The sequence below is a fragment of the Arthrobacter sp. StoSoilB5 genome, assembly GCF_019977235.1.
Lineage (GTDB): Bacteria > Actinomycetota > Actinomycetes > Actinomycetales > Micrococcaceae > Arthrobacter.
On sequence record NZ_AP024646.1, the window covers coordinates 534,421 to 557,687 of the forward strand.

20 protein-coding genes are annotated in these 23,267 nt (G+C 62.9%); 15 read left to right on the forward strand and 5 right to left on the reverse strand.

Going from position 1 to position 23,267, the window contains the following annotated elements; all coding sequences use genetic code 11:
* The first annotated feature begins 12 nt into the window (after positions 1-12).
* The 4 genes from LDN75_RS02615 to LDN75_RS02630 all read left to right on the forward strand — a co-directional run bounded on the left by LDN75_RS02615 (position 13) and on the right by LDN75_RS02630 (position 4,394).
* Positions 13-1,296, forward strand: coding sequence for an aromatic acid/H+ symport family MFS transporter (locus LDN75_RS02615; RefSeq protein ID WP_223935643.1), 1,284 nt, complete (start codon positions 13-15; stop codon positions 1,294-1,296).
* Positions 1,289-2,545, forward strand: coding sequence for an FAD-dependent oxidoreductase (locus LDN75_RS02620; protein WP_223935644.1), 1,257 nt, complete (start codon positions 1,289-1,291; stop codon positions 2,543-2,545). Before LDN75_RS02615 ends, LDN75_RS02620 begins: the two co-directional genes overlap by 8 nt.
* Positions 2,546-2,600: 55 nt before the next feature.
* Positions 2,601-3,185, forward strand: coding sequence for an orotate phosphoribosyltransferase (pyrE, locus tag LDN75_RS02625; RefSeq protein WP_223935645.1), 585 nt, complete (start codon positions 2,601-2,603; stop codon positions 3,183-3,185).
* Between the two features lie 72 nt (positions 3,186-3,257).
* Complete coding sequence (locus tag LDN75_RS02630) at positions 3,258-4,394, forward strand: alpha/beta hydrolase (RefSeq protein ID WP_223935646.1); 1,137 nt, start codon at positions 3,258-3,260, stop codon at positions 4,392-4,394.
* A 94-nt stretch (positions 4,395-4,488) separates the two neighbouring features.
* On the opposite strand, the gene LDN75_RS02635 is transcribed toward LDN75_RS02630, so the two are convergent.
* Together LDN75_RS02635 and LDN75_RS02640 are read right to left on the reverse strand one after the other, a co-directional pair.
* The gene (locus LDN75_RS02635) at positions 4,489-5,211 is read right to left on the reverse strand and encodes a tyrosine-protein phosphatase (RefSeq protein ID WP_223935647.1); all 723 of its coding nucleotides are present in this window, start codon (positions 5,209-5,211) and stop codon (positions 4,489-4,491) included.
* 17 nt (positions 5,212-5,228) lie between these two features.
* Complete coding sequence (locus LDN75_RS02640; protein WP_223935648.1) at positions 5,229-6,059, reverse strand: HAD-IIA family hydrolase; 831 nt, start codon at positions 6,057-6,059, stop codon at positions 5,229-5,231.
* Positions 6,060-6,349: 290 nt separating this feature from the next.
* Between LDN75_RS02640 and LDN75_RS02645 the strand changes: the two genes are divergently transcribed.
* From LDN75_RS02645 to LDN75_RS02660, 4 genes are all read left to right on the forward strand, one after another.
* Positions 6,350-7,633: a hypothetical protein gene (locus LDN75_RS02645; RefSeq protein WP_223935649.1), complete on the forward strand. Its 1,284-nt coding sequence runs from the start codon at positions 6,350-6,352 to the stop codon at positions 7,631-7,633.
* A 38-nt stretch (positions 7,634-7,671) separates the two neighbouring features.
* Positions 7,672-8,358: a TrmH family RNA methyltransferase gene (locus LDN75_RS02650; protein ID WP_223935650.1), complete on the forward strand. Its 687-nt coding sequence runs from the start codon at positions 7,672-7,674 to the stop codon at positions 8,356-8,358.
* A 148-nt stretch (positions 8,359-8,506) separates the two neighbouring features.
* Positions 8,507-9,727 (forward strand): DDE-type integrase/transposase/recombinase, encoded by a 1,221-nt coding sequence (locus LDN75_RS02655; RefSeq protein ID WP_223933130.1) that lies wholly within the window; start codon positions 8,507-8,509, stop codon positions 9,725-9,727.
* Between the two features lie 159 nt (positions 9,728-9,886).
* Positions 9,887-10,819 carry a hypothetical protein gene (locus LDN75_RS02660; RefSeq protein ID WP_223935651.1) on the forward strand — a complete coding sequence of 311 codons (933 nt, stop codon included), beginning with the start codon at positions 9,887-9,889 and terminating at the stop codon, positions 10,817-10,819.
* Between the two features lie 84 nt (positions 10,820-10,903).
* Here the strand turns inward: LDN75_RS02660 and LDN75_RS02665 are convergent, their stop codons facing one another.
* Positions 10,904-12,124, reverse strand: coding sequence for a DDE-type integrase/transposase/recombinase (locus LDN75_RS02665; protein ID WP_223935652.1), 1,221 nt, complete (start codon positions 12,122-12,124; stop codon positions 10,904-10,906).
* Positions 12,125-12,392: 268 nt separating this feature from the next.
* On the opposite strand from LDN75_RS02665, the gene fbaA reads away from it, so the two are divergent.
* Complete coding sequence (gene fbaA, locus LDN75_RS02670; RefSeq protein ID WP_223935653.1) at positions 12,393-13,412, forward strand: class II fructose-bisphosphate aldolase; 1,020 nt, start codon at positions 12,393-12,395, stop codon at positions 13,410-13,412.
* The gene (locus LDN75_RS02675; RefSeq protein ID WP_223935654.1) at positions 13,412-13,834 is read left to right on the forward strand and encodes a DUF3151 domain-containing protein; all 423 of its coding nucleotides are present in this window, start codon (positions 13,412-13,414) and stop codon (positions 13,832-13,834) included. The genes fbaA and LDN75_RS02675 overlap by 1 nt, the downstream gene beginning before the upstream one ends.
* A 147-nt stretch (positions 13,835-13,981) precedes the next feature.
* Here LDN75_RS02675 and LDN75_RS02680 read toward each other — a convergent pair whose 3' ends face one another.
* Complete coding sequence (locus LDN75_RS02680; RefSeq protein WP_223935655.1) at positions 13,982-14,614, reverse strand: uracil-DNA glycosylase; 633 nt, start codon at positions 14,612-14,614, stop codon at positions 13,982-13,984.
* A 441-nt stretch (positions 14,615-15,055) separates the two neighbouring features.
* On the opposite strand from LDN75_RS02680, the gene LDN75_RS02685 reads away from it, so the two are divergent.
* The 5 genes from LDN75_RS02685 to LDN75_RS02705 all read left to right on the forward strand — a co-directional run bounded on the left by LDN75_RS02685 (position 15,056) and on the right by LDN75_RS02705 (position 21,672).
* Entirely contained in the window at positions 15,056-16,345 is a 1,290-nt protein-coding gene (locus tag LDN75_RS02685; RefSeq protein WP_223935656.1) for an adenylosuccinate synthase, read from the forward strand.
* A 439-nt stretch (positions 16,346-16,784) separates the two neighbouring features.
* On the forward strand, positions 16,785-18,293 hold the full coding sequence (locus LDN75_RS02690) for an MFS transporter (RefSeq protein ID WP_223935657.1): 1,509 nt from the start codon (positions 16,785-16,787) through the stop codon (positions 18,291-18,293).
* 263 nt (positions 18,294-18,556) lie between these two features.
* Positions 18,557-18,931, forward strand: a complete 375-nt coding sequence (locus LDN75_RS02695) for a MarR family transcriptional regulator (RefSeq protein ID WP_223937460.1) — start codon at positions 18,557-18,559, stop codon at positions 18,929-18,931.
* Complete coding sequence (locus tag LDN75_RS02700; protein ID WP_223935658.1) at positions 18,928-20,190, forward strand: MFS transporter; 1,263 nt, start codon at positions 18,928-18,930, stop codon at positions 20,188-20,190. Before LDN75_RS02695 ends, LDN75_RS02700 begins: the two co-directional genes overlap by 4 nt.
* Positions 20,191-20,394: 204 nt before the next feature.
* On the forward strand, positions 20,395-21,672 hold the full coding sequence (locus LDN75_RS02705; protein ID WP_223935659.1) for an NAD(P)/FAD-dependent oxidoreductase: 1,278 nt from the start codon (positions 20,395-20,397) through the stop codon (positions 21,670-21,672).
* Positions 21,673-21,811: 139 nt separating this feature from the next.
* On the opposite strand, the gene LDN75_RS02710 is transcribed toward LDN75_RS02705, so the two are convergent.
* Positions 21,812-23,230 (reverse strand): aspartate ammonia-lyase, encoded by a 1,419-nt coding sequence (locus LDN75_RS02710; RefSeq protein WP_223935660.1) that lies wholly within the window; start codon positions 23,228-23,230, stop codon positions 21,812-21,814.
* Positions 23,231-23,267 lie beyond the last annotated feature (37 nt).

The following is a 23,267-nucleotide window of genomic DNA, read 5'->3' on the forward strand; positions in this document are numbered from 1 at the left end:
GACAGTGGTGGGATGAATCACACACTCCCCGCTGCAGCGTCGCAACGGCCTACTGCAGACCTTGGCCACATGGCCCCACGCTTCTCCAAGGGCTCGGCACTCGCCGTGCTGGTCTGCTGGCTGCTGGTGGTCTTCGACGGCTACGACCTCATCGTCTACGGCACCGTGCAGTCCTCCCTGATTTCCGAAACCGGTTGGGGCCTCACCAAGGCAACAGCAGGGACCATCGGATCCATGGCGTTCCTCGGCATGATGATCGGTGCCATCTTCGCGGGTCGCATGGCCGACTCGTGGGGTAGGCGCAAAACCATCCTCGGCTGCGCGATCGCCTTCTCGGTGTTCACGGTCCTCTGCGCCTTGGCACCCAACGCGGCTGTCTTCGGAGCGTTGCGGCTCCTCGCCGGGATCGGACTCGGCGGGTTGGTGCCGTCGGCCAACGCGTTGGTGGCTGAACTGGTCCCGGCCAAGTGGCGCTCCACGATTGCCACACTGATGATGTCCGGCGTCCCGATCGGTGGATCCATCGCCGCGTTGGTGGGCATCCCCATGATTCCTGCCTTCGGGTGGCAGTCCATGTTCCTGGTGGCTGTGGTGGCACTGGTGATCGTGGTGCCGCTGGGGCTGAGGTACCTTCCGGAGACGCTCGTATCCACAGGATCCGTCAGCAAGGACTTCAAAGAGCCCGCCGGCTTCGGCTCCCTGCTCCGCGCACCCTATCTGGGTGTCAGCATGCTCTTCGCCTTGGCTACCATCGCCACGTTGTTCGCCTGGTACGGGTTGGGCACGTGGTTGCCCAACCTCATGCAATTGGCTGGCTACAACCTGGGGTCGGCGCTGACCTTCGCCCTGGCCCTGAACCTCGGCGCAGTCGCCGGCTCGGTCATCACCGCTTGGGCGGGTACACGCTTCGGTCCGATTCCGACGGCGATAGCGGCAGCCGCGGTAGCTGCCGTGGGGCTTTCGGTCCTGTTGGCCGGTCCGCCGGTCACGGTGGTGTACGTCGCCTTGGTGCTTGCCGGCGTCGGAACCCACGGCACGCAGTGCCTCATTATCGCTGCGGTGGCCAGCCACTATCCAGATCACTTGCGGGGGACCGCACTTGGCTGGGCGCTCGGCACCGGGCGCATCGGCGCCGTCGTTGCGCCGCAGGTGGGTGGCCTCCTGCTGGCCGCCGGTCTCGGCGTCAACTCCAACTTCCTCGCGTTCGCCGGCGCCGCCGCCATTGCAGCGGTCCTGTTGGCCGCCGTCGGACTCAAAATCAAAACCAAAATCTCCCAAGGAGCAAGCAATGTCTGAGTACACCATGTCCACCGATGTCCTGGTTGTGGGAGGGGGTATGGCCGGGCTGGCCGGAGCCCTGGCCCTGCGTGAAAACGGCGCCAACGTCACGCTCGTGGAACGGGCACCGGAGTTCGGCGAGGTAGGCGCGGGCTTGCAGATGGCCCCCAATGCCTCCCGGGTCCTGAAACGCTGGGGTTTGCTGGAGAAGGCGCTGGAGATCGGAGTCCAGCCCAAGCACCTGGTGTTCCGCGACGCAATCACGGGCGACGAACTAACGCGCCAGAGCCTGAAGGGCGAGTTTGAGGAGCGCTACGGCGCCCCGTACGTGGTGATCCACCGAAGCGACCTGCACCGCGTGCTGCTCGAAGGATGTGAAGCGGCCGGCGTGAAGCTGGTCAACGACGTCATGGTGGACAGCGTTGAAACCGTGAACGGACGCGGTATTGTCCACACCGCGGCTGGTGTGGACTATGAAGCAGATGTGGTGATCGGTGCTGATGGGCTCAAATCAACACTGCGGCCGCTCGTGGCAACAGACCAGCCCGTTTCCTCCGCTTACGTTGCCTACCGTGGCACGGTGCCCATCACTGCGGAAACCCCCGCCACGGATCTGGAGGACGTTGTTGTCTACCTCGGCCCGGACTGCCACCTGGTGCAGTACCCGCTGCGCAAGGGCGAACTGCTCAATACTGTGGCCGTCTTCAAATCGCCGTCGTTTGAGCGCGGTGAAGAACAGTACGGGGGAGTGGACGAACTCCAGGCCGCCTACAAGGACTGCGTCCCCGCCGTGCAAGCTGCGCTCGCGAACCTCGGCACGGGCATTCGGTGGCCCATGTACGATCGCGATCCGATCGAAAACTGGGTTGCCGGCCGCATGGTCCTGATGGGCGACGCCGCACACCCCATGCTCCAGTACCTGGCGCAGGGCGCCTGCCAGGCCCTCGAAGACGCGGCTGTTCTCCAGGACGTCAGCAACGGTACGGTCTTCACCGCCGACGGCGTCAACCCGGACGCGTGGGACGAGGCCATTCGCTCCTTCAACTCGGTCCGGGCCGCCCGAACCGCCCGCGTCCAGCGCACGGCACGGATCTGGGGAGAGTCCTGGCACGTGTCCGGAGTGGCCCGGGTGCTGCGGAACCTGCTGTTCAAGAGCCGCAAGGACAACGACTTCCAGTACAACGACTGGCTGTACGCCGGCAACGTCGACGGTAGCCCCGCCTTGGTGGCGGCGCCTTCCAGCCAGACTGACCGGATTCCCGCCTGAAATGGAGGATTCCGTCTGAAATGGAAGACCCGGTGCCTTACGTAGAATAGAAGCCATGACTTCCACCAGTACCCCCGCAGCAGACACTGCAACTGCCCGTGCCCGCCTTCTTGAACTCATCAAAGAGTTGGCGGTGGTCCGCGGAAAAGTGATCCTCTCCAGCGGCAAGGAAGCTGACTACTACATCGACCTCCGCCGCATCACCCTGCATCACGAGGCCTCCAAACTGGTGGGTCAGGTCATGTTGGCAATGATCGACGACGCCGGGATCCCGGTTGAGTGCGCTGGCGGACTCACCATGGGTGCCGATCCCGTAGGTACCGCTGTTATGCACGCCGCCGCCGACGCTGGCCGTGCCGTGGACGCCTTCGTTGTCCGCAAGGCCCAGAAGTCGTACGGCATGGGCCGCCAGGTGGAAGGTCCCTCAGTTGAGGGCCGCAACGTGGTCGTCCTCGAGGACACTTCCACCACCGGCGGGTCCGCACTGACCGCCGTCGAGGGTGTCCGTAAGGCCGGTGGCAATGTAGTGGCCGTCGCCGTGATCGTGGACCGCAACACCGGCGCCAAAGAGAAGATCGAAGCCGAAACCGGCGTGCCCTACCTCTTTGCCTTCGGCAAGGACGAACTGGGCCTCGACTAGGCCTCGTTCCACACTCTGAACAGGCACGATGCGGGACTGTAAGGCAGTGTCCGCGAAGCCTATGCTAGCTGCGTGGACGTTCAAGTAGGGAAGCTCACGGCACCGCCGGAGGTGAACGAAAACCTCCCGGCGCAGTACTCCCGTGCGCCAGGGGCCGGGCCGGAGAATGCTGGGGATCCGGGCGATTGGGCCCGGATCCTGCCCCAGGTTGCCCGCATTAAACGGTCGTCGCGGCGCAACTTCCTCATCGCTGCCGGGGTTTCGGTGGCGCTGGCCGGGGACATGCTGTTTACGCGGCGCGTTCAGGCCGAGCGGCGAGCCACCAAGATCCTGCGCGTTCCGGACTCCTACTCGGATCTGTACTTCCCGAAGGCCAGCTGGATTCTCTTTCCCGGGTACAAGACCAGCTGGGAGGAGGCCCAGTGGATCCTCAACTCACTGCGCCCTGCGCTGCACCAGCGTGGCCGCCTTGCCGCCGTCGGTTATTCCAACCTGGGCCTGGACGTTGACGAGATCGTCCGCGAACTCATTCTCCACGTGCGCGAGCTCGGGTTGGAGAAGCTGTACTTCTACGGCCACAGTTTTGGTGGGATGCTTGCCACGCAAGTCGCGGCCCGCCTGCTGGAGCTGCACGGTGTTGAGACCCAGCTGATTGTCCTCGATTCCAGTCCCTTCAGCCGCGCCGACGTGCTTGATCAGAGCTGGTTCGACGGCGTGGTGTTCCTTTATGAGAATGGCTTCCGCGTACCCTCCGTGCTCCGTGGCGGCTATGAACTGGGGGAGCGCGTGGTGCACAAGGACGAGCGCACTTGGCGGCAGATCCTGGATCAAAGCCTCGAACAGCTCTCGCCGATTGCTCCCTCCAGCGTGCTGATCCAGACGGAGTCGGCGTACATCTACCACTTCGACGGCCTGCGATTCGCCGGCAAAATCGGTTCGGCCAAAATGGCATTCCTCGGCAACACCAAGGACAACACGGTCAACTACGAGTCCGCACGCGCGGGGTGGAGCAAAGTCTTCGCGCCCAATATGGCGATGCCGGTCCTCAGCACAGAGGGTGCCCGCCCTGCCCATGCGAGCCCGCAATGGAGTGCCGATGTTTACAGGCCCCTGTTGGAGCGGGTCCAGAATGAGCTGGAGCCGTTGCCGCCTGCACCCGAGGAGCCGTCGTACCAGGAACCAAGTGGACGGGTCATCCGGCCGGCATAGGTTTTATTGGCAGCTTAGGTTTTCCTGGCGCGTGGCTTCCTGACCCTGTTTGGGCGCGGTGGGTTTGGGGATGGAGGGTTGGGGCGTGGTGGGTTTAGTCGCGCAGTGATTCAACCTCGACGGCGGTGAGGCCCCCCTCGCGCAGGAAGCCGCGGGCGTCCCCGAACTCCCGCGCGAAGCCCACCAGGAAATGCCGGATCGCCGCTTCCGGGCTCTGCAGGATCATAAGGTCAGCGCTGAAGTACTGGGCAGGCGTGGATGGGACGTGCAGCCGCCACGTCTCGGCCATGACCTGCAGCAGGTTGGGAAGGTTCCTGGTGGTGGCCGTGTAATCCTTCACCACGGCCTCGTCCGATGCACCGGCCGCCATGAGCGCGATCGCAGAAACCACTCCTGTCCGGTCCTTGCCCAGCGAACAATGAACCAGCGTGCGCTTGCCTTCCACCACAGGACGCAGGGCATCGGCAACCCACTCGGGGCGGACACGGATCCAGCCCAGATACAGATCCCCCAAATCCTCCGGAGTCTCCACCGCCTGGAGCGACCCCGCCACGGCGTTGGGATCCAGGGGGTTGTGGATGAGCTCGACGGCGGTACTCTCGCCCGCGCCGTCGGGCGTGGTCGCGTTCGGAGCGGCGGAGCCGTTCGGAACCAACCACGGAACCAAGGAACGCTCAAGCTCGCTGCGCAGGTCCATGATGGCTTGGATGCCGTGCTCCGCCAGAAACCCTGACGTCGCTGCGGCATCCAAGCCAAACGGCTGGCTCCCCCTCAGTATCCGGCCGCCGGCCAGAGGACGGAGATTGAGCACAGCCATGACGGGACTCCTTGGTTTTAGATCTGGCTCTTGAGGTCCGCCACGGAGCTCAGGATCTGGTTGGGACGGAACGGGAAGGACACGATTTCCTCACGCTGCGTGATGCCGCTAAGCACCAGGACGGTGTGCAATCCCGCTTCCATGCCGGCCACGATGTCCGTGTCCATGCGGTCGCCGATCATGGCCGTGGTCTCCGAGTGGGCGTCGATCTGGTTCATGGCAGAGCGGAACATCATGGGGTTCGGCTTGCCCACAATGTAGGGTTCGCGGCCCGTGGCCTTGGTGATCATTGCTGCTATGGCGCCGGTTGCCGGCATGGGGCCGTCCTTGGAGGGGCCGGTTGCGTCAGGGTTGGTCGCGATGAAACGGGCGCCAGCCAGGATGTGCCGGACGGCCATGGTGATCGCTTCGAAAGAGTACGTGCGGGTCTCGCCGAGTACCACGAAGTCAGGTTCGGTGTCCGTAAGGATGAATCCGGCCTCGTGCAGGGCGGTGGTGAGGCCTGCCTCGCCGATGGTGTACGCGCGGTTGCCGGAATCAGAGGACTGGACCTGGTCCTTGAGGAACTGGGCGGTGGCCAGCGCGGACGTCCAGATGTTCTCTTCCGGAACTTCCAGTCCGGAGGCCCGGAGCCGTGCTGCGAGGTCGCGCGGGGTGAAGATGGAATTGTTGGTCAGCACAAGGAAGCGCTTGGACGTATCCACCCAGCGCTGGATGAGCTCGGCTGCTCCGGGGATTGCCTGGTTTTCATGAACCAGCACGCCGTCCATGTCCGTGAGCCAGCATTCGATTTCGTGGCCGTTCCGGTAAACCGACGCGGACGTGTGGGGCGTGGATTCTTCTGCCATATTTGCCTCCGGCTGGGGTTGGTCATGCACTGCCTCCCAGTCTTTCATTATTCGGGCGGGGAGACATCCCGTGTCCCTGATGGCGCCGCCTGGATCTTTCGTGTGACTTGCCTTGGATGCCGTGGACTGCACTACGCTTGGGGCGGCGCAGGCGTGCCACCACCGTGGGTCGGGGGATCGACATGGTGGATTTTTTGTGTCGCCCGCACTTCAGCAGGTCCCCTGTACTGGATCGACAACCGGTTATTCCCAGATACGCCGGTACTCAACGCGTTTGAAAGGGCCTGTCAATGAGCAACAACAATGGAGTGCCGCAGCCTCCGTACAACCCCGAGGGCGTGCCGCAGCCGCGGTACGACACCGGGCAGGATCAATATCGGCAGTATCAGCCGGGCCAGACCCAGCCGCTGTATCAGCCGGAAGCGCAGCAGCCTGCTGCAGCGCAGCCCGAGGTGCCGCAGCAGCCTGCACCCACCCAGGCTTTCTCCGCACAACAATTCCCAACGCAGCAATTCCCAACGCAGCAATTCCCAACCCAGCAGGGCCACGCTGACGGCGAGTACGCGGAAACCGTCCACCGTTACCCGCAAACGCAGCCCGGCCAGCCCGGTCCCGGTATCCCGACGCCGGGCAGCGGCTACTCTGGCCAGCCCGGCTACCCAGGTCAGCCTGGCGGACCCGGCCAGCCTGGTGGACCCGGCCAGGGCTCGGGCGACCACAACAAGAAGGCGCTGTTCCTGATCCTCGGCGGGATCGCCGTCGTCGTGATCATTGCGCTGGTAGTCGTGTTCGCCTGGCTGATTCCTTCGGTGACAAAGCCCGTGGCCGTGGAGTCTCCCGTGCCTTCCGTCAGTGCATCCGACGAAGCTTCCGACGCAGCGGCCGAGCCTTCGGAGGACCCGTCTGCGGAGCCTTCAGGCGAGGCAACCGCCTCCTCGGAGATTCCGGAGGGTGCCATCCCGCTGCCCAGCGTGTGGGAAGAATTCGCAGGCCCAACGAACGTTCCGGCCGATGGCGATCCCTCGTTCAGCAAGTGGGTCACGGGGGAATCTTCCTTCCAGTACTTGGCCGAGTGGACCCATGACGAGTCCTTCGGGATCACCAAGGACCCCACCACTGGTGAAGAAATCCAGAAGAAGGCCCAAGGCACCGTGGAGGCGGACGGCGACGGGATTGCCCTCGCGTACGCGTTCTTCGCTGAGTCCGACGAAGGTAAGTTTGGCAAGGATCCGAAAGAGATCAAGGCTGCCATCGAGGACATCGAAGCCAGGTACAAGGGCATGACCGCCACGGAACTGCCCCAGAACCTGGTGGGCCACAAGTGCACCTCGGACTTCAAGACCTCGATGCCCGAGATCCGCGAGTTCCGCCGTGGCGCCGCTGTGGTTATTGGCTTCACCTGCACCAACGCGCGCGGCGAAGAAATCCAGGCAGTCAACCTCTTCTCAGTGACACCGTGGGGAACTCCGCAGATGCTGGGCGTCAGCGGGCACAAGACCTACTGGGATGCCCACCCCGGCCTGATGGAGCAGTTGGCCAACTCGTACCGCATCAACAAGTGGAAGATGGTCTAGGCGCTCGGGCCAAGACCGGGCAGGGCTAAAGTTGAGGGGTGACTGACCTTCCCCCCAACACAGCCCTGCCCACTCCCGAGGTTCCTCCAGCGGACGGCGAGGCTGAAGCGAAGCCGGAGGTCGGCGTCGGGCCTTGGGAAGGCGAATGGCCGGGAGGCGAGCAGTGGGACCCGGACCTGCTAAGGGACGGTGACCGCCGCAACGTGGTGGACCAGTACCGGTACTGGAAGCACGAGGCGATCGTGGCGGACCTGGATTCCAAGCGGCACGAATTCCACATCGCAATCGAGAACTGGCAGCACGACCTCAACATCGGCACGGTTGTTCGTACCGCCAACGCGTTCCTCGCCAAGGAGGTCCACATCATCGGACGACGCCGGTGGAACCGTCGCGGGGCCATGGTCACTGACCGCTACCAGCACGTCCGCCACCACCCCACTGTTGAGGAATTTGTCCAGTGGGCGCAGGGGGAGGGGCTTGCCGTGATCGGCATCGATATCTTCCCGGATTCCGTGCCGCTGGAGACCTACGACCTCCCGGAGAAGTGCGTCCTGGTGTTCGGGCAGGAAGGCCCGGGCCTTACGCCCGAGGTCCATGAGGCCGCTGTTGCGACGCTTTCCATCGAGCAATTCGGCTCCACGCGTTCCATGAATGCTGCCTCCGCTGCGGCTATCGCGATGCACGCCTGGGTGCGCCGGCACGTGTTCAAGCAGCCCGTCTCGTAGCCCTCCCGCCGAGTTGGCATTTGATGACAGTCCCGCAGCTCGGGATTGTCTGTGGAGTCTCATGACTTAATGGACACTTCTGTCTCAGGACATCGTGGACAGTGTGTCTCGGGACATCGTGGGCACTTGTGCGGGTTTTGCTCGTTCCATGAGCGAACTCAAACCCGATATGAAGGTCCGGTATCTTGTCGCCTCGTGGCCTGAGGAGAGTCCTCGAGGTGCCGTGGCAGCCTTCTGCCGCGAGCACAACGTCTCACGGTCTTGGTTCTATAAGGTCAGGGCCGCTGCGGTGTCGGGTGGGCCGGCACAAGCGATGGCTATGCGTTCGACCAAGCCACGTACCAGCCCTAACGCTACTCCCGCAGGGGTCACCGCGTTGGCTTTGCATGTGAGGGAAGCGTTGGAGGCCCAAGGCCATGACCATGGGCCTTTGAGCGTTCAGGCAAGGATGCGCCGGGACGGTGTGGAACCGCCGTCCCGGGCAACGCTTGCCCGGCTCTTTACCAAGGCCGGCATGGTGGTTCCGGAGCCGCGGAAGAAGCCTCGAAGCGCTTACCGCCGGTTCGTATATCCCGCACCGAACTGTTGCTGGCAGATCGACGCCACGGAATGGCAGCTGGAAAACGGGCGGAAGGTTGTGATTTTCCAGCTCATTGATGATCATTCACGCTTGGCCTTGGCGTCACTGGTTGCGGCCGGAGAAACGAGCGAAGCGGCCCTGCGGGTGGTCAAACATGCCATCAGTAAACACGGGGTTCCCCGGAAGTTTCTCTCCGACAACGGCATGGCCCTGAACCCCACACGCAGGGGACGAAGCGGGGCATTGGTGGACTACCTGAGATCTCTCGGAGTCGAACCGATCACGGGCAAGCCCTACAAGCCCACCACCCAGGGCAAGAACGAACGATTCCACCGCACACTGCACCGGTTTCTGCACAAGCAAAAACCGGCTTCAACGATCAAGGATCTTCAAGCCCAGGTCGACACCTTCGACCACTACTACAACACCGAGCGTGAACATCAGGCACTGCCGGCCCGAATGACTCCCCAACAGGCTTGGGAAGCCACCGAGAAAGTGCCCGCCCCCTCGGTCCCCGTGATCTCTGAGATCAAAACCCAGATCCGGCGAACCGTACGAAGAACCGTCAGCCGCCTGGGCGTCGTCACGGTCGTGGGCACGCACTTCCAAGTAGGCAGAGACCGCGCCGGAGAAACAATCCACATCCTCTACGACGCACAACGCATCATGTTCTTCGACGGGCACGGAACCGAAATCATTTCCCATCCGCGCCCGCCAAGAGGAACCAAATACATAGGCAACAACAAACCCCGCGGCTTCATGGCGAACCAAGTGTCCACGACGTCATGAGACATACAGTGTCCACGAAGTCCTGAGACTCGAAGTGTCCTCAATGTCCTGAGACATGACACAGCTCGGGATTGTCATTAAGTGCCATCTCGATGAGCCCCGGAAGCTGCAGCCTGTGGATAACCTCCCGGAGGCCAGCATGGGCAGCAAAAATGAGGCATGCGCAGAGCAATGCTTCCGGATCAGCTGACCGCGGGGTCCTTCTCTGTTCGCGCGTCGGACAAGGCTGGCGTGACCCGGTCCCGGACCCGTGCCAAGGATCTGCTGCTGGTATCCCGGGGGATCCGGATTCCGGCCCTGTCCGAGGCTTCCGGAGCCTCGGCCCTGCGGGCCTACACCGACCTGGATGATTCCTCCATCCTCGTCTCGTTATCGGCGGCCAGGATCTGGGGTGTCCCGTTGCCGGGCAATCGCAGCGGGGACTGGCGCATTCACCTCGCCCGGCGGAAGGGGTTTAGTTTTCCCCGTCGGGTCAACGTGGCGGGACACCTCCTTAGCCTTCTTCCAGAGGAGGCCGTTGAGTACGACGGCGTCAGGCTCACCTCGCCTGCGCGGACGTGGTTGGACTTGGCTTCACAGCTGGACTTGGAGGACCTGGTTGCAGCGGGCGATTTCATCGTCTGCTCCCACGGCGAGGACTTCCCCGTCCCCAAAGCGGCTTTGTGCAGCATTGATGAACTGACGGAGATCGTGGGCCGCCACGCAGGCATGCGCGGAGTGCGGACGGCCCGTGCCGCACTGGGACTCATCCGTGTGGGGGCAGATTCTGCGCCGGAAACGCTGATGCGGTTGGCAGTAGTCGACGCGAACCTGCCGGAACCCGTGCTCAACCACATTGTCCGTGATGCCCTTGGCCGTCCAGTGTTGTGGCCGGACGCCGCCTACCTTGAGTACCGGATCTCCCTTCAATACGACGGACAACACCATGGCGGCGCAGACCAGCACCTCAGGGACATCCAACGCCAGGAAAACTCCCTCTCCCATGGCTGGCTGGAAGTCCGGATCTCCAAGCACGACCTCGAAGGTGAGCGGCCCGCCGTCGTACATAAAGTCCGCCGCGCGCTCCAAAGCCGCGGCTGGTGCGCGAGATGACACTTAATGACAATGGCAGCGCGTGTCATGTCTCAGGACATTGAGGACACTTCGAGTCTCAGGACTTCGTGGACACTGTATGTCTCATGACGTCGTGGACACTTGGTTCGCCATGAAGCCGCGGGGTTTGTTGTTGCCTATGTATTTGGTTCCTCTTGGCGGGCGCGGATGGGAAATGATTTCGGTTCCGTGCCCGTCGAAGAACATGATGCGTTGTGCGTCGTAGAGGATGTGGATTGTTTCTCCGGCGCGGTCTCTGCCTACTTGGAAGTGCGTGCCCACGACCGTGACGACGCCCAGGCGGCTGACGGTTCTTCGTACGGTTCGCCGGATCTGGGTTTTGATCTCAGAGATCACGGGGACCGAGGGGGCGGGCACTTTCTCGGTGGCTTCCCAAGCCTGTTGGGGAGTCATTCGGGCCGGCAGTGCCTGATGTTCACGCTCGGTGTTGTAGTAGTGGTCGAAGGTGTCGACCTGGGCTTGAAGATCCTTGATCGTTGAAGCCGGTTTTTGCTTGTGCAGAAACCGGTGCAGTGTGCGGTGGAATCGTTCGTTCTTGCCCTGGGTGGTGGGCTTGTAGGGCTTGCCCGTGATCGGTTCGACTCCGAGAGATCTCAGGTAGTCCACCAATGCCCCGCTTCGTCCCCTGCGTGTGGGGTTCAGGGCCATGCCGTTGTCGGAGAGAAACTTCCGGGGAACCCCGTGTTTACTGATGGCATGTTTGACCACCCGCAGGGCCGCTTCGCTCGTTTCTCCGGCCGCAACCAGTGACGCCAAGGCCAAGCGTGAATGATCATCAATGAGCTGGAAAATCACAACCTTCCGCCCGTTTTCCAGCTGCCATTCCGTGGCGTCGATCTGCCAGCAACAGTTCGGTGCGGGATATACGAACCGGCGGTAAGCGTTTCGAGGCTTCTTCCGCGGCTCCGGAACCACCATGCCGGCCTTGGTAAAGAGCCGGGCAAGCGTTGCCCGGGACGGCGGTTCCACACCGTCCCGGCGCATCCTTGCCTGAACGCTCAAAGGCCCATGGTCATGGCCTTGGGCCTCCAACGCTTCCCTCACATGCAAAGCCAACGCGGTGACCCCTGCGGGAGTAGCGTTAGGGCTGGTACGTGGCTTGGTCGAACGCATAGCCATCGCTTGTGCCGGCCCACCCGACACCGCAGCGGCCCTGACCTTATAGAACCAAGACCGTGAGACGTTGTGCTCGCGGCAGAAGGCTGCCACGGCACCTCGAGGACTCTCCTCAGGCCACGAGGCGACAAGATACCGGACCTTCATATCGGGTTTGAGTTCGCTCATGGAACGAGCAAAACCCGCACAAGTGCCCACGATGTCCCGAGACACACTGTCCACGATGTCCTGAGACAGAAGTGTCCATTAAGTCATGAGACTCCACAGACAATCCCGAGCTGCGGGACTGTCATCAAATGCCAACTCGGCGGAAGTGTTAAGAGCCCCAGTGACCCGAAACACGGCGTCCCGGCGGATATCGCTAGGATGGGTGCTAGCCGTAAGCGGTCTACTCCAGGGTTACCAACCCACAGACGAATTCAGCATAGGAGTCACCATGCCCATTGCAACCCCAGAGATTTACTCCGAGATGATCGACCGCGCAAAGGCTGGCGGATTTGCCTTCCCCGCCGTCAACGTGACGTCGTCGCAGACTCTGAACGCTGCGATCCGCGGTTTCGCCGAGGCCGAATCTGACGGCATCATCCAGGTTTCCACCGGTGGCGCAGCCTACTGGTCGGGCGCTTCGGTCAAGGACATGGTTGCCGGTTCCCTCGGCTTCGCCGCGTTCGCCCGCGAAGTTGCCAAGAACTACAACGTCAACATCGCCCTGCACACGGACCACTGCCCGCAGGACAAGCTGGCAGACTTCGTCCTGCCCCTGCTGGCCGCTTCCGAGGAAGCCGTGAAGGCCGGCAAGGACCCGATCTTCAACTCGCACATGTGGGACGGCTCGCACGAGACCCTCTCCGAGAACCTGCGCATCGGCCGGGAACTGCTTGAGCGTGCAGCTGCTGCGAAGATCATCCTCGAGGTCGAAATCGGCACCGTCGGTGGCGAGGAAGACGGCGTTGAGAACGAAATCAACGAGAAGCTCTACACCACCACCGAAGACGCCCTCGCTACCATCGAGGCCTTGGGTGCCGGCGAAAACGGCCGTTACCTGACCGCCCTGACCTTCGGCAACGTGCACGGCGTGTACAAGCCGGGCAACGTGAAGCTCCGCCCCGAACTGCTCAAGCAGATCCAGGCTGAGGTTGGCGCCAAGATCGGCAAGGAAAACCCGTTCGACCTCGTGTTCCACGGCGGCTCCGGCTCCACGGAACAGGAAATCGCTGACGCCGTTTCCTACGGTGTCATCAAGATGAACATCGACACCGACACCCAGTACGCGTTCACCCGCCCGGTTGCCGGCCACATGTTCTCCAACTACGACGGCGTCCTGAAGGTCGACGGCGAAATGGGCAACAAGAAGACCTACGACCCCCGCGTCTGGGGCGCTGCCGCCGAGGCCGGCATGGCTGCGCGCATTGTCGAAGCAGCACAGCAGCTCGGATCGGTTGGCAAGACCTTCTAATGTCCGACGAATTCCGGAAGAACCTGATGGGGCCGGAGCCCACGCTCCTGCCCGCCGAAACCGAGGTCTACCAGCACCTGGCTCTCGGCAAGGAAGCGCTGGACCTCGTGGAGAAAAACCCCACGTCGTCCCTTCTGTGGGCAATCCTTGCCGAGGAAGCCTGGGCTGAGGGCCGGACCATCGACTCCTACGCTTACGCCCGGGTCGGCTACCACCGCGGACTCGACTCGCTCCGCCGCAACGGATGGCGCGGTGTCGGCCCCATTCCGTGGGAGCACGAGCCCAACCAGGGCTTCCTGCGTGCCCTCTACGCGCTGGGTCGTGCGGCAGCTGCTATCGGCGAACCTGAAGAGCCCGAGCGGATTGAGAAGTTCCTGAACGACTCGGACCCCAAGGCCAAAGCAGCGATCGAAGCCAGCTAAGGCGGTCACCGCGCCACTGCAGCAAACGACGACGGCGGCCCTCACCAAAAAGGTGGGGGCCGCCGTCGTCGTTAGCTCGTTGTGGGGCCCGCTTTGCGTGCCTGGGCGCGTGCCAGGGGCGCAGAGCGGGCCCCGAAAGGCCGGAGACTAAGCCTTGCGCGGGATGCCCGTGCGCGCCATTGCCTCGGCGTAGGCGCCGTGGATGGCATCGAGGTATTCCTGCTGGCGGGCGGGTGTACCGGCGAAGGAGCGGCCACCAAGGGAACGGACCTTGAAGGTCTTGAATCCGCGCCGGGCGATGCTGGCAGGCGCGGCCTTCATCAATTGGTCGGCAAGGCGGTGTGCCTCATTGCCGTGTGCCACAAGTGCGGAAGTGCGAGGCAGGATGGCGAGCAGGCGCAGGAGCGGCTTTAGGCCTTCGGTGATGTTGGCCGGCGTCAGCTTGCCCGGTTCCTCGTTGGGCTCGATCCATGGGTACGCGTTCCACGGCATCATGAGCTCGGGGCGGAGACCCAACTGCCACTGCATGCCGAGCATCCGGGTGGTTGCTTCTTCGTCACCCGGGGTGATGAAACCCTCACCGGTGTTGGTGCGCTGGTTGGAGAAAAGGCTGACGATGCGGCAGTCATCCATGCTGTGGGCGGGGTCGATGTAGAGGACCTCGCTGCCCGGCTTCTGCTCCTTGATGGAGTCGCACAGCTCGTTGACCTCGGCGATGTGCGATTCGTAGCGGCGGTTCCAGAGGATTTCTTCGGGTGATTCAGTCGCCAGTTCTTGCATCAGGGGTTAGGTCTCCTAGGTGTTACAGCGCACCGTTCCAAGGGGGCCGCGGGCATGCCGCAGCCGAACCTCAAAGGGTGCTGTTGGGGGCTAACTAACCTTACCGGACTATGGGCGCGGCAGCACCCTGTTCCGGCGCGCCCTTAAATGAGACACGGCGTGTTGCCCAGCAGCGTGGCGCACGTCTCGACGGCGTCGGTGCTCCGCGTCGCCGTCGAGCCTGAACATTAACCCATCTGTGCAGGCAAAACGTGGTTGGACGGCTCCTTGACGCCAGAGTTTCAGGCGCCATCGGCTAAACTTGGCTGGTAAGAGCCCCGAAACTCTTGCGTATGCCGCCGCCCGCGGCAGGCTGCACCGGTAAGTCGGGGCATTCTCATGTACGGCGTCGAGTCTTGGCCATCCGGCTTGGTCTCGCCCGAAAGAATGGGGGAGGATCCCATGCCCGCTATCGTGATCGTCGGAGCCCAGTGGGGCGACGAAGGCAAAGGCAAAGCTACCGATCTGCTCGGTGGCCGTGTTGACTACGTGGTCAAGCCCAATGGCGGTAACAACGCCGGGCACACCGTGGTGGTTGGCGGTGAGAAGTACGAGCTAAAGCTCCTTCCCGCGGGCATCCTGAGCCCCAATGCAATTCCTATTATTGGCAACGGCTGCGTGGTGAACCTCGAGGCCCTCTTCCAGGAAATCGACGGCCTTGATGCCCGCGGTGCGGACACGTCCCGCCTGCGTGTCTCGGCCAACGCACACCTCGTTGCGCCGTACCACCAGGTCCTGGACAAGGTCACGGAGCGTTTCCTGGGCAGCCGCGCCATCGGCACCACGGGCCGTGGCATTGGGCCGGCTTACATGGACAAGGTTGCCCGCCTGGGCATCCGGGTCCAGGACGTTTTCGACGAATCGATCCTCCGCCAGAAGGTGGAAGGTTCGCTGCGCCAGAAGAACGAGCTCCTGGTCAAGGTCTACAACCGTCGCGACATCGTGGTTGATGAGATCGTTGAGTACTTCCTCTCCTTCGCCGAGCGCCTGCGCCCGCTGGTTATCGACAGCACGCTGGAGCTGAACAACGCGTTGGACGAGGGCAAGGTTGTGCTCATGGAAGGTGGCCAGGCCACGTTCCTTGACGTTGACCACGGCACATACCCGTTCGTCACCTCATCCAACCCGACGGCTGGCGGCGCATCCGTTGGCTCAGGCATTGGCCCAACCCGGATTTCGCGTTCCATCGGCATTATCAAGGCCTACACCACACGTGTTGGCGCCGGTCCGTTCCCCACGGAACTCTTCGACGAGATGGGCGTGTACCTGCAGAAGACCGGCGGTGAGTTCGGTGTGAACACCGGCCGTCCCCGCCGCTGCGGTTGGTACGACGCCGTGCTGGCCCGCCACGCTTCCCGCGTCAACGGCTTCACGGACTACTTCGTGACCAAGCTGGACGTCCTCACAGGTATCGAGCAGATCCCGGTCTGCGTTGCCTACGATGTGGACGGCGTCCGCCACGACGAAATGCCCATGACGCAGACCGAATTCCACCACGCGGTGCCGATCTTCGAGTACTTCGACGGCTGGACCGAGGACATCACCGGCGCCCGCACGCTCGAAGACCTTCCGGAGAACGCCCGCAATTACGTACTTGCACTCGAAAAGCTCTCCGGTACGCGCTTCTCGGCCATCGGCGTCGGCCCGGACCGCGACCAGACAATCGTGGTTCACGACCTCATCAACGACTAAGTCGTACTGAATTACGACGACGGCGGGTCGCCCTGGGGTTCCAAAAGGAACCGGTGGGTGGCCCGCCGTTGGCGTTCGAACCCATCTGCGGCATGGCATCGGCACAGTGTGTGCACAGGCGCCGGGAAACGTTGTAAACAACCATTCCCGAGCTTGAAAGCAGCAGGTTCATGCGACGCCATCCACGCTCCATCCTGACCAGGCAACCCAGCGTTATGCGGATACGACGTACTCGGTCAATGACGGCCCAACGCAGACGACGCCGGGCTGGGAAACTGGGTGGATCTTGAATCGTTTGCGCGGTACACCGCAACCATGAACCTTCGTCCAGGAGCGAACGGAGGCGCTCAAAGACCAGGTCCAGGTCCGGGACTAATCTTGGGGCTGGGGCGGTTACGCCAAGAGGGCCCATGAACAGGTGACGACGGAACGAGACCATGTGACTACAGAGACTGAAGACGGAGTCGGGTTCCGTTCCCGGCGCGGACCGATCCTGATTGCGCTGATGCTTTCCACCGGCCTGGTGGCGATCGATTCCACCATCGTTGCTACGGCAGTGCCTTCGATCGTGGATGACGTCGGTGGTTTCACGTCGTTTCCGTGGCTCTTCTCGGCGTATCTCTTGGCGCAGGCGGTTTCAGTGCCTGTTTATGCCAAGCTCTCTGACGTCTTGGGCCGTAAACCGATCATCCTCAGTGGTATCGGGCTCTTCCTGCTTGGATCCGTCCTTTGCGGATTGGCCTGGAGCATGCCGGCGCTCATCGCCTTCCGCGTGCTTCAAGGATTAGGGGCGGGCGCCGTCCAGCCTGTAGCCATCACGATTGCCGGCGATATATACACGCTTGCCGAGCGGGCGAAAGTGCAGGGCTACCTGGCCAGTGTGTGGGCCGTTTCCTCCGTTGTGGGCCCAACGCTGGGCGGTGTGTTTTCTTCGTTGGGTATCTGGCGTTGGATCTTCCTCATCAACATCCCCCTGTGCCTCCTGGCCGGGTGGATGCTGGTTCGGACATTCCATGAGGACGTCGAGCGTAAGAAACACCGCATCGACTACCTGGGGGCCGGGCTGCTGACGATTTCCTTGAGCCTGCTCATCCTCGGCGCACTTGAGGGCGGCCAGGCCTGGGCCTGGAACTCAAGCATCAGCATCGCGGTCTTTGCTGCGGGAGCCTTGTTGTTCGCGGCCTTCCTGCTGGTGGAGCGGAAGGCTGCAGAGCCGGTCCTGCCGCCATGGGTTGTCTCCCGCAGGTTGTTGGCGACCACGGCGATGATCTCCTTCGGTGTTGGCGCGGTCATGCTTGGCCTCACCTCATACGTTCCAACGTTCCTTGAGGGATCACTGCAGGTATCACCGGTGTTGGCGGGCCTGGCCTTGGCTGCCTTGACGCTGGGGTGGCCCCTCAGTGCTTCCCAAGCTGGCAGGTTCTATCTTCGGATTGGATTTCGTAAGACGGCCATGATCGGTATCTCCATTACGGTCATCGGCACGGCTGTCCTTGCCTTTACTGCTTCGTCGCCCAACGTCCTCTTGGTAGCCGCTGCCTGCTTTACTGTCGGGCTGGGACTCGGGCTGGTGGCTACGCCGAGCCTCATCGCCGCCCAATCGAGTGTTGAATGGAACGAGCGCGGTGTGGTTACCGGTACCAATCTCTTTGCGCGCTCGATCGGCAGCTCCATCGGCGTAGCGGTCTTCGGCGCCGTAGCCAATGCCATCTACGCCAACGGTCCCGGTGACGGCCCTGATCCGCGGACAACAATCGTGGCTTCATCTGCCGTGTTTTCGGCCGTCCTCATAAGTGCCGCACTCACCGTTATTGCGGTCCTCGCCATGCCGGCCACCCATGACAAGGCGGCCACTGCCCGGATGGATGCCAACGCTGGCGGGGATGCGAACGCTGGCGGTGATGCGAACGCTGGCGCGGCACACGCCCAGAATCAGGAACTTTCCTGACTGAAAGGACCGCACACGGAATCCCTCACCTTGGACCCTGGACCACGACGGCAGCGTCGTGGAGGGAGCGTGAGCGTGGCATCGGCCTGATCACATTCCGTGGACAGCCTGCTGGAGGAGGAGCATAATAGTTAGCGGAGCTAATTAGCACTGCTAACTATTATGCCAACCTCAGGAGGCGCCTCCCAGTGACCGCAGCTATTAACGACGGACCGGCGGAGATTCAAGCAGACATCCTTGCGATCGATCTTCGGACCGCAGTGATGCGAACGTCCCGCAGGCTCCGGATCGAAGCGACAGGCGACGTCATAACCCCCGGGCAGTACACGGTTCTTGCCCACCTGGACTCCGGTTCACAGACACTCCGGGAATTGGCCGAGTTGGAGCACGTCCAGGCACCGTCGATGACCCGGATCGTGAACGCCTTGTCCGGCCAAGGTTTCGTGTCACGGCAGGCCAACCCGGAAGATGGCCGCCAGGTCCACATCAGCATCACTCCCGAAGGCCAGGAAGTCCTGGCCGAGGCCCGTAGCCAGCGGACTGCCTGGCTGGCCCAGCGCGTAGCAGGACTCAGCGAGGAGGATCGGCTGACGCTCAGCCGCGCCGCCCACATCATGCAGGAGATGAGCGCCAAGTGAGCGCCATGTTCCGTGCCCTGGAGAATCCCAATTACCGGCTTTGGGCTGGCGGTGCCTTGGTGTCCAACATCGGAACCTGGATGCAGAGGGTGGCACAGGACTGGCTGGTCCTGACTGTCCTGACCGATCACTCCGGAACGGCAGTGGGCATCACCACGGCGCTTCAGTTCCTTCCCATGCTGCTGTTGGGCCCCTACGCGGGCGTGCTTGCCGATCGCTACCGCAAGCGCGTGATCCTGCTCTGGACCCAGACCGCCATGGGAATCTGTGGGCTGATCGTCGGACTGCTGGTCGTCACCGGCGTGGCTCAATTGTGGCATGTCTACCTAGCCGCCCTCGCGCTCGGACTTGCGGCAGCCATCGACGGACCGGCCCGGCAGGCGTTTGTCTCCGAACTGGTGGGACCGGACAAAATCTCCAATGCCGTGGCCCTCAATTCCGCTTCTTTCAACACGGCCCGGCTCACCGGCCCGGCCATTGCCGGCGTGCTCATTGCGTGGATCGGAACAGGTCCGGTGTTCCTCCTGAACGCTGCGAGCTTTGCCGCGGTGATCATTTCCCTCTTCCGGGTGAAGATCTCCCAGCTTGAGCCAGCGACGCCTGTGGTTCGCGGCAAGCACCAGGTGGCCGAGGGTCTGCGCTATGTGCGCCAGCGCCCGGACCTGGTCCTGATCCTTGTCATGGTGGGGATGCTGGGAGCCTTCGGCATGAACTTCCCGGTCACCAACTCGCTGATGTCCACCGCCGAATTTGGCATGGGACCTGAAGAATTCGGCCTTCTTGGCTCCATCATGGCCGTGGGTACCCTCGCCGGTGCCCTGCTTGCGGCCCGACGCTCGGGTCCACGGCTGCGCTTCATGCTCGGGGGTGCGCTGTGCCTCGGTGTCTTCACCCTCCTGGCCAGCATCTCGCCAACTTTCTGGATCTACGCGGCCGTCCTCGTCCCGGTGGGACTTGCTTCCATCACGTTCCTCAACAGCTGCAACACCACCATCCAACTGTCGGTCGAGCCCCAATTCCGGGGCCGCGTCCTTGCCCTGTACCTGGCCATCCTGCAAGGCGGTACGGCCGTTGGGGCTCCCCTCATGGGCTGGATCGGCACAGAGTTCGGTGCCCGATGGGCCGTGGCTGTTGGTGGCGCAGCAGTCCTTGTCACCGGCGTTGCTGCAGTGATCCTGGTCAGCCGGCGTAGCCAGCGCACCATCCGCGAGCAGGTGCGCCGAGCATGGCTCAGGAGGCGCGCGACGCAAACGTCCTGAGACCCGCTAAACGCAAGCGGGCGATGACATCACAATTTTCGATGTGGTTACGCGGTTTTATTCGCTATGCAGATGCACTTTGTGCACGTGAGAATGAATTAACCGTCACAGAAAAAGGGCCACAGCGTCCGTCATTCCAGCCGATGCTCCCAACGAAGGGAGCCATCTATTCGCGCTGTGACCTTTCGCCAAATAGGAGATCACATGTCAAGCCAAGAGGTTGAGGTCCTCGTCGTAGGCGCAGGCCAGGCCGGGGTAGCGATGAGCGAGCACCTGAGCGAGCGGGGTATTCCCCACATCGTGCTGGAACGCCATCGCATCGCAGAGCGGTGGCGTTCCATGCGGTGGGATTCCCTGGTTGCGAATGGGCCGGCCTGGCACGACCGCTTCCCGGGCCTGGAATTCACCGACATCGAACCCGGTTCGTTTCCCTCCAAAGAGCAGGTAGCGGACTACTTCGTGGCCTACGCCGAGAAGATTGGCGCCCCCATCCGCTGCGGTGTGGAAGTGACATCCGTGCGCAGGAACGTCGGCGCACCGGGCTTCCAGGTGAAGACGTCCGACGGAGAGTTCAACGCCCGCTACGTCGTTGCCGCCACGGGGCCGTTCCAGCGGCCGGTGATCCCCGCCGTCGTTCCTGAAGCCGCCGGCGTGATGCAGCTGCACTCCAGCTCGTACCGCAACCCTGGCCAACTGCCCGAAGGGGCCGTGCTGGTGGTCGGGGCTGGGTCCTCGGGTGTCCAGATCGCCGCGGAAATCCAGCGCTCGGGCCGGCAGGTGTTCCTCTCGGTGGGGCCGCATGACCGGCCCCCGCGGAACTACCGTGGCCGGGACTTCTGCTGGTGGTTGGGAGTCCTCGGCAAGTGGGACGCTTCCACTCCGGCAGCGGGCGCAGAACATGTGACCATCGCCGTCAGCGGGGCAGACGGTGGCCACACCGTTGACTTCCGCGCGCTCGCCGAGAACGGGATCAAGCTCGTGGGACGGACCACGGCGTTCGACAACGGAACAATGCGTTTCGCGGATGACCTCCGCACCAACATCGCGAACGGTGATGCCCACTACCTGGAGTTGCTCGACGAAGCTGATGCGTACGTTGAACGCAATGGCCTGGACCTGCCGGAGGAACCCGAAGCCCGCTTCCTCCGGCCGGACCCGGAAAGCCTGACCAACCCCATCCGCGAGCTCGACCTCGCCCGCGCCGGAGTCACGTCGATCGTGTGGGCCACAGGTTTCGCAGTGGACTACAGCTGGCTGCAAGTGGACGCCTTCGATGAGAAGGGCAAGCCGCTGCAGCAACGCGGTGTATCCACAGAGCCAGGCGTGTACTTCCTGGGTTTGCCGTGGCAGTCACGCCGAGGATCCAGCTTCATCTGGGGTGTCTGGCACGACGCCAAATACGTTGCCGACCAGATCACCATCCAGCGGGGCTACCTGGTCCACAACGAGCAGGATGCGCTGGTGGCGAGCGGAGCCGTCTAACTCCCCACGCCAAAGGGACCATGCCACAGCGGCATGGTCCCTTTTGCTGTACCTGACGTGCGGCCAGGGTTTCCGCACAAAAAGGCCCGACGTCGGCTCATGGGTGAGTTCCGACGTCGGGCCTTGCGGGGGTGGTGGCTCAGCCGAGCCCTGCCAGCGACCTGGCCGAAAGAGCTGCCTCCATCCTCGCCGGATCAAGCAGGCCGCGCTCGATCACGAGTTCCGCGATGCCCCGACGGGAGGCGAGGGCTTCCTTGGCGAGGTCTGCCGCAGCCGCGTAGCCAATCAAAGGTGCCAGGCCGGTGACCACGCTGATCGATTCGATCATGCGTTGCTCCAGCACCTGCGTGTTGGCCGTGATACCGTCCACGCAGTGCGTCCGGAGCTGACGGCAGGCCACAGTGAGCCAAGCGATCGACTCCAGCAATGCGTCAGCAATGACCGGCTCGAAGGCATTGAGCTGGAGCTGGCCGGCCTCCACGGCCATGGTCACCGTCGCATCGGCGCCGAGAACCCGGAAGGCTACCTGGTTGACCATCTCCGGGATCACCGGGTTCACCTTGCCGGGCATGATGGATGACCCCGCCTGGACTGCGGGCAGGCGGATTTCCCCGAAGCCTGTTTGCGGACCGGAGGACAGCAATCGAAGATCGTTGCAGATCTTGGAGAGCTTTACCGCTGCCCTCTTCAAGACGCCGGAGACGAGCATGAAGACGCCCGTATCGCTCGTGGCCTCCACGAGGTTGGTGGCGGAGGTTAGCTGCAGGCCCGTGATGGAACTCAGCTCGCGGATGACGGCGTCACGGTATCCCGGTGGAGCGGTGATACCGGTGCCGATGGCCGTGGCTCCAAGGTTGGATTCCCGCAGGTGGGGCAACAGTTCCAAGAGCCGTTGGCCGTCTTCGCGGAGCGTTTCGGCAAAGGCGCCGAACTCCTGGCCCATGGACATGGGGACGGCATCCTGGAGTTGGGTGCGGCCTACCTTGATGATGCCAGCGAACTCGGCAGCTTTGGCATCGAATGCTCCGATGAGCCTGCCGTGCTCGGCGCAGAACTCAGAGATTTCCCGCTGGAGGGCGATCTTGATGGCCGTCGGATAGACGTCGTTGGTTGACTGGCTGCGGTTCACATCATCAATGGGGTGCAGTGCGGCGTAATAGCCCTTGGGGAGTCCCATGATTTCAAGGGCGCGGTTCGCAATGACCTCGTTGGCGTTCATGTTGGTGCTGGTCCCGGCTCCACCTTGGATGGTGTCCACCACGAACTGCTCGTCGAGGAGCCCCTCCATGACTTCCAGGGAAGCCATTTGGATGGCCTCGGATTTGGCCGGATCAAGCAATCCGAGGCTCTCATTTGCGCGGGCTGCAGAATATTTGACGGTACCCAGGCCCCATATCAGGGAACGCAGGGTACCAATGGTCCGTCCGCTGACGGGGAAGTTGTCCACCGCTCGCAGTGTGCTGATGCCCCAGTACGAAGCCTCGGGGACGTCTACGTCCCCGAGGCTGTCATGCTCTCGCCGTGCTCCCGGGAGGGGAGAGGATAGTTGATCTGTCATGGTCCTGTTCCTGGAAATGCAGTCAGTGGATTCCCCG

Excerpts from the sequence above, each read along its gene's own strand:
- LDN75_RS02695 (WP_223937460.1), top strand. The coding sequence starts at position 18,557 with ATGCGAACGTCCCGCAGGCTCCGGATCGAAGCGACAGGCGACGTCATA.
- LDN75_RS02685 (WP_223935656.1), top strand. The coding sequence starts at position 15,056 with ATGCCCGCTATCGTGATCGTCGGAGCCCAGTGGGGCGACGAAGGCAAA.
- pyrE (WP_223935645.1), top strand. The coding sequence starts at position 2,601 with ATGACTTCCACCAGTACCCCCGCAGCAGACACTGCAACTGCCCGTGCC.
- LDN75_RS02660 (WP_223935651.1), top strand. The coding sequence starts at position 9,887 with ATGCGCAGAGCAATGCTTCCGGATCAGCTGACCGCGGGGTCCTTCTCT.
- LDN75_RS02620 (WP_223935644.1), top strand. The coding sequence starts at position 1,289 with ATGTCTGAGTACACCATGTCCACCGATGTCCTGGTTGTGGGAGGGGGT.
- LDN75_RS02705 (WP_223935659.1), top strand. The coding sequence starts at position 20,395 with ATGTCAAGCCAAGAGGTTGAGGTCCTCGTCGTAGGCGCAGGCCAGGCC.
- LDN75_RS02655 (WP_223933130.1), top strand. The coding sequence starts at position 8,507 with ATGAGCGAACTCAAACCCGATATGAAGGTCCGGTATCTTGTCGCCTCG.
- fbaA (WP_223935653.1), top strand. The coding sequence starts at position 12,393 with ATGCCCATTGCAACCCCAGAGATTTACTCCGAGATGATCGACCGCGCA.
- LDN75_RS02645 (WP_223935649.1), top strand. The coding sequence starts at position 6,350 with ATGAGCAACAACAATGGAGTGCCGCAGCCTCCGTACAACCCCGAGGGC.
- LDN75_RS02675 (WP_223935654.1), top strand. The coding sequence starts at position 13,412 with ATGTCCGACGAATTCCGGAAGAACCTGATGGGGCCGGAGCCCACGCTC.
- LDN75_RS02615 (WP_223935643.1), top strand. The coding sequence starts at position 13 with ATGAATCACACACTCCCCGCTGCAGCGTCGCAACGGCCTACTGCAGAC.
- LDN75_RS02635 (WP_223935647.1), bottom strand. The coding sequence starts at position 5,211 with ATGGCTGTGCTCAATCTCCGTCCTCTGGCCGGCGGCCGGATACTGAGG.
- LDN75_RS02710 (WP_223935660.1), bottom strand. The coding sequence starts at position 23,230 with ATGACAGATCAACTATCCTCTCCCCTCCCGGGAGCACGGCGAGAGCAT.
- LDN75_RS02665 (WP_223935652.1), bottom strand. The coding sequence starts at position 12,124 with ATGAGCGAACTCAAACCCGATATGAAGGTCCGGTATCTTGTCGCCTCG.
- LDN75_RS02640 (WP_223935648.1), bottom strand. The coding sequence starts at position 6,059 with ATGGCAGAAGAATCCACGCCCCACACGTCCGCGTCGGTTTACCGGAAC.
- LDN75_RS02680 (WP_223935655.1), bottom strand. The coding sequence starts at position 14,614 with ATGCAAGAACTGGCGACTGAATCACCCGAAGAAATCCTCTGGAACCGC.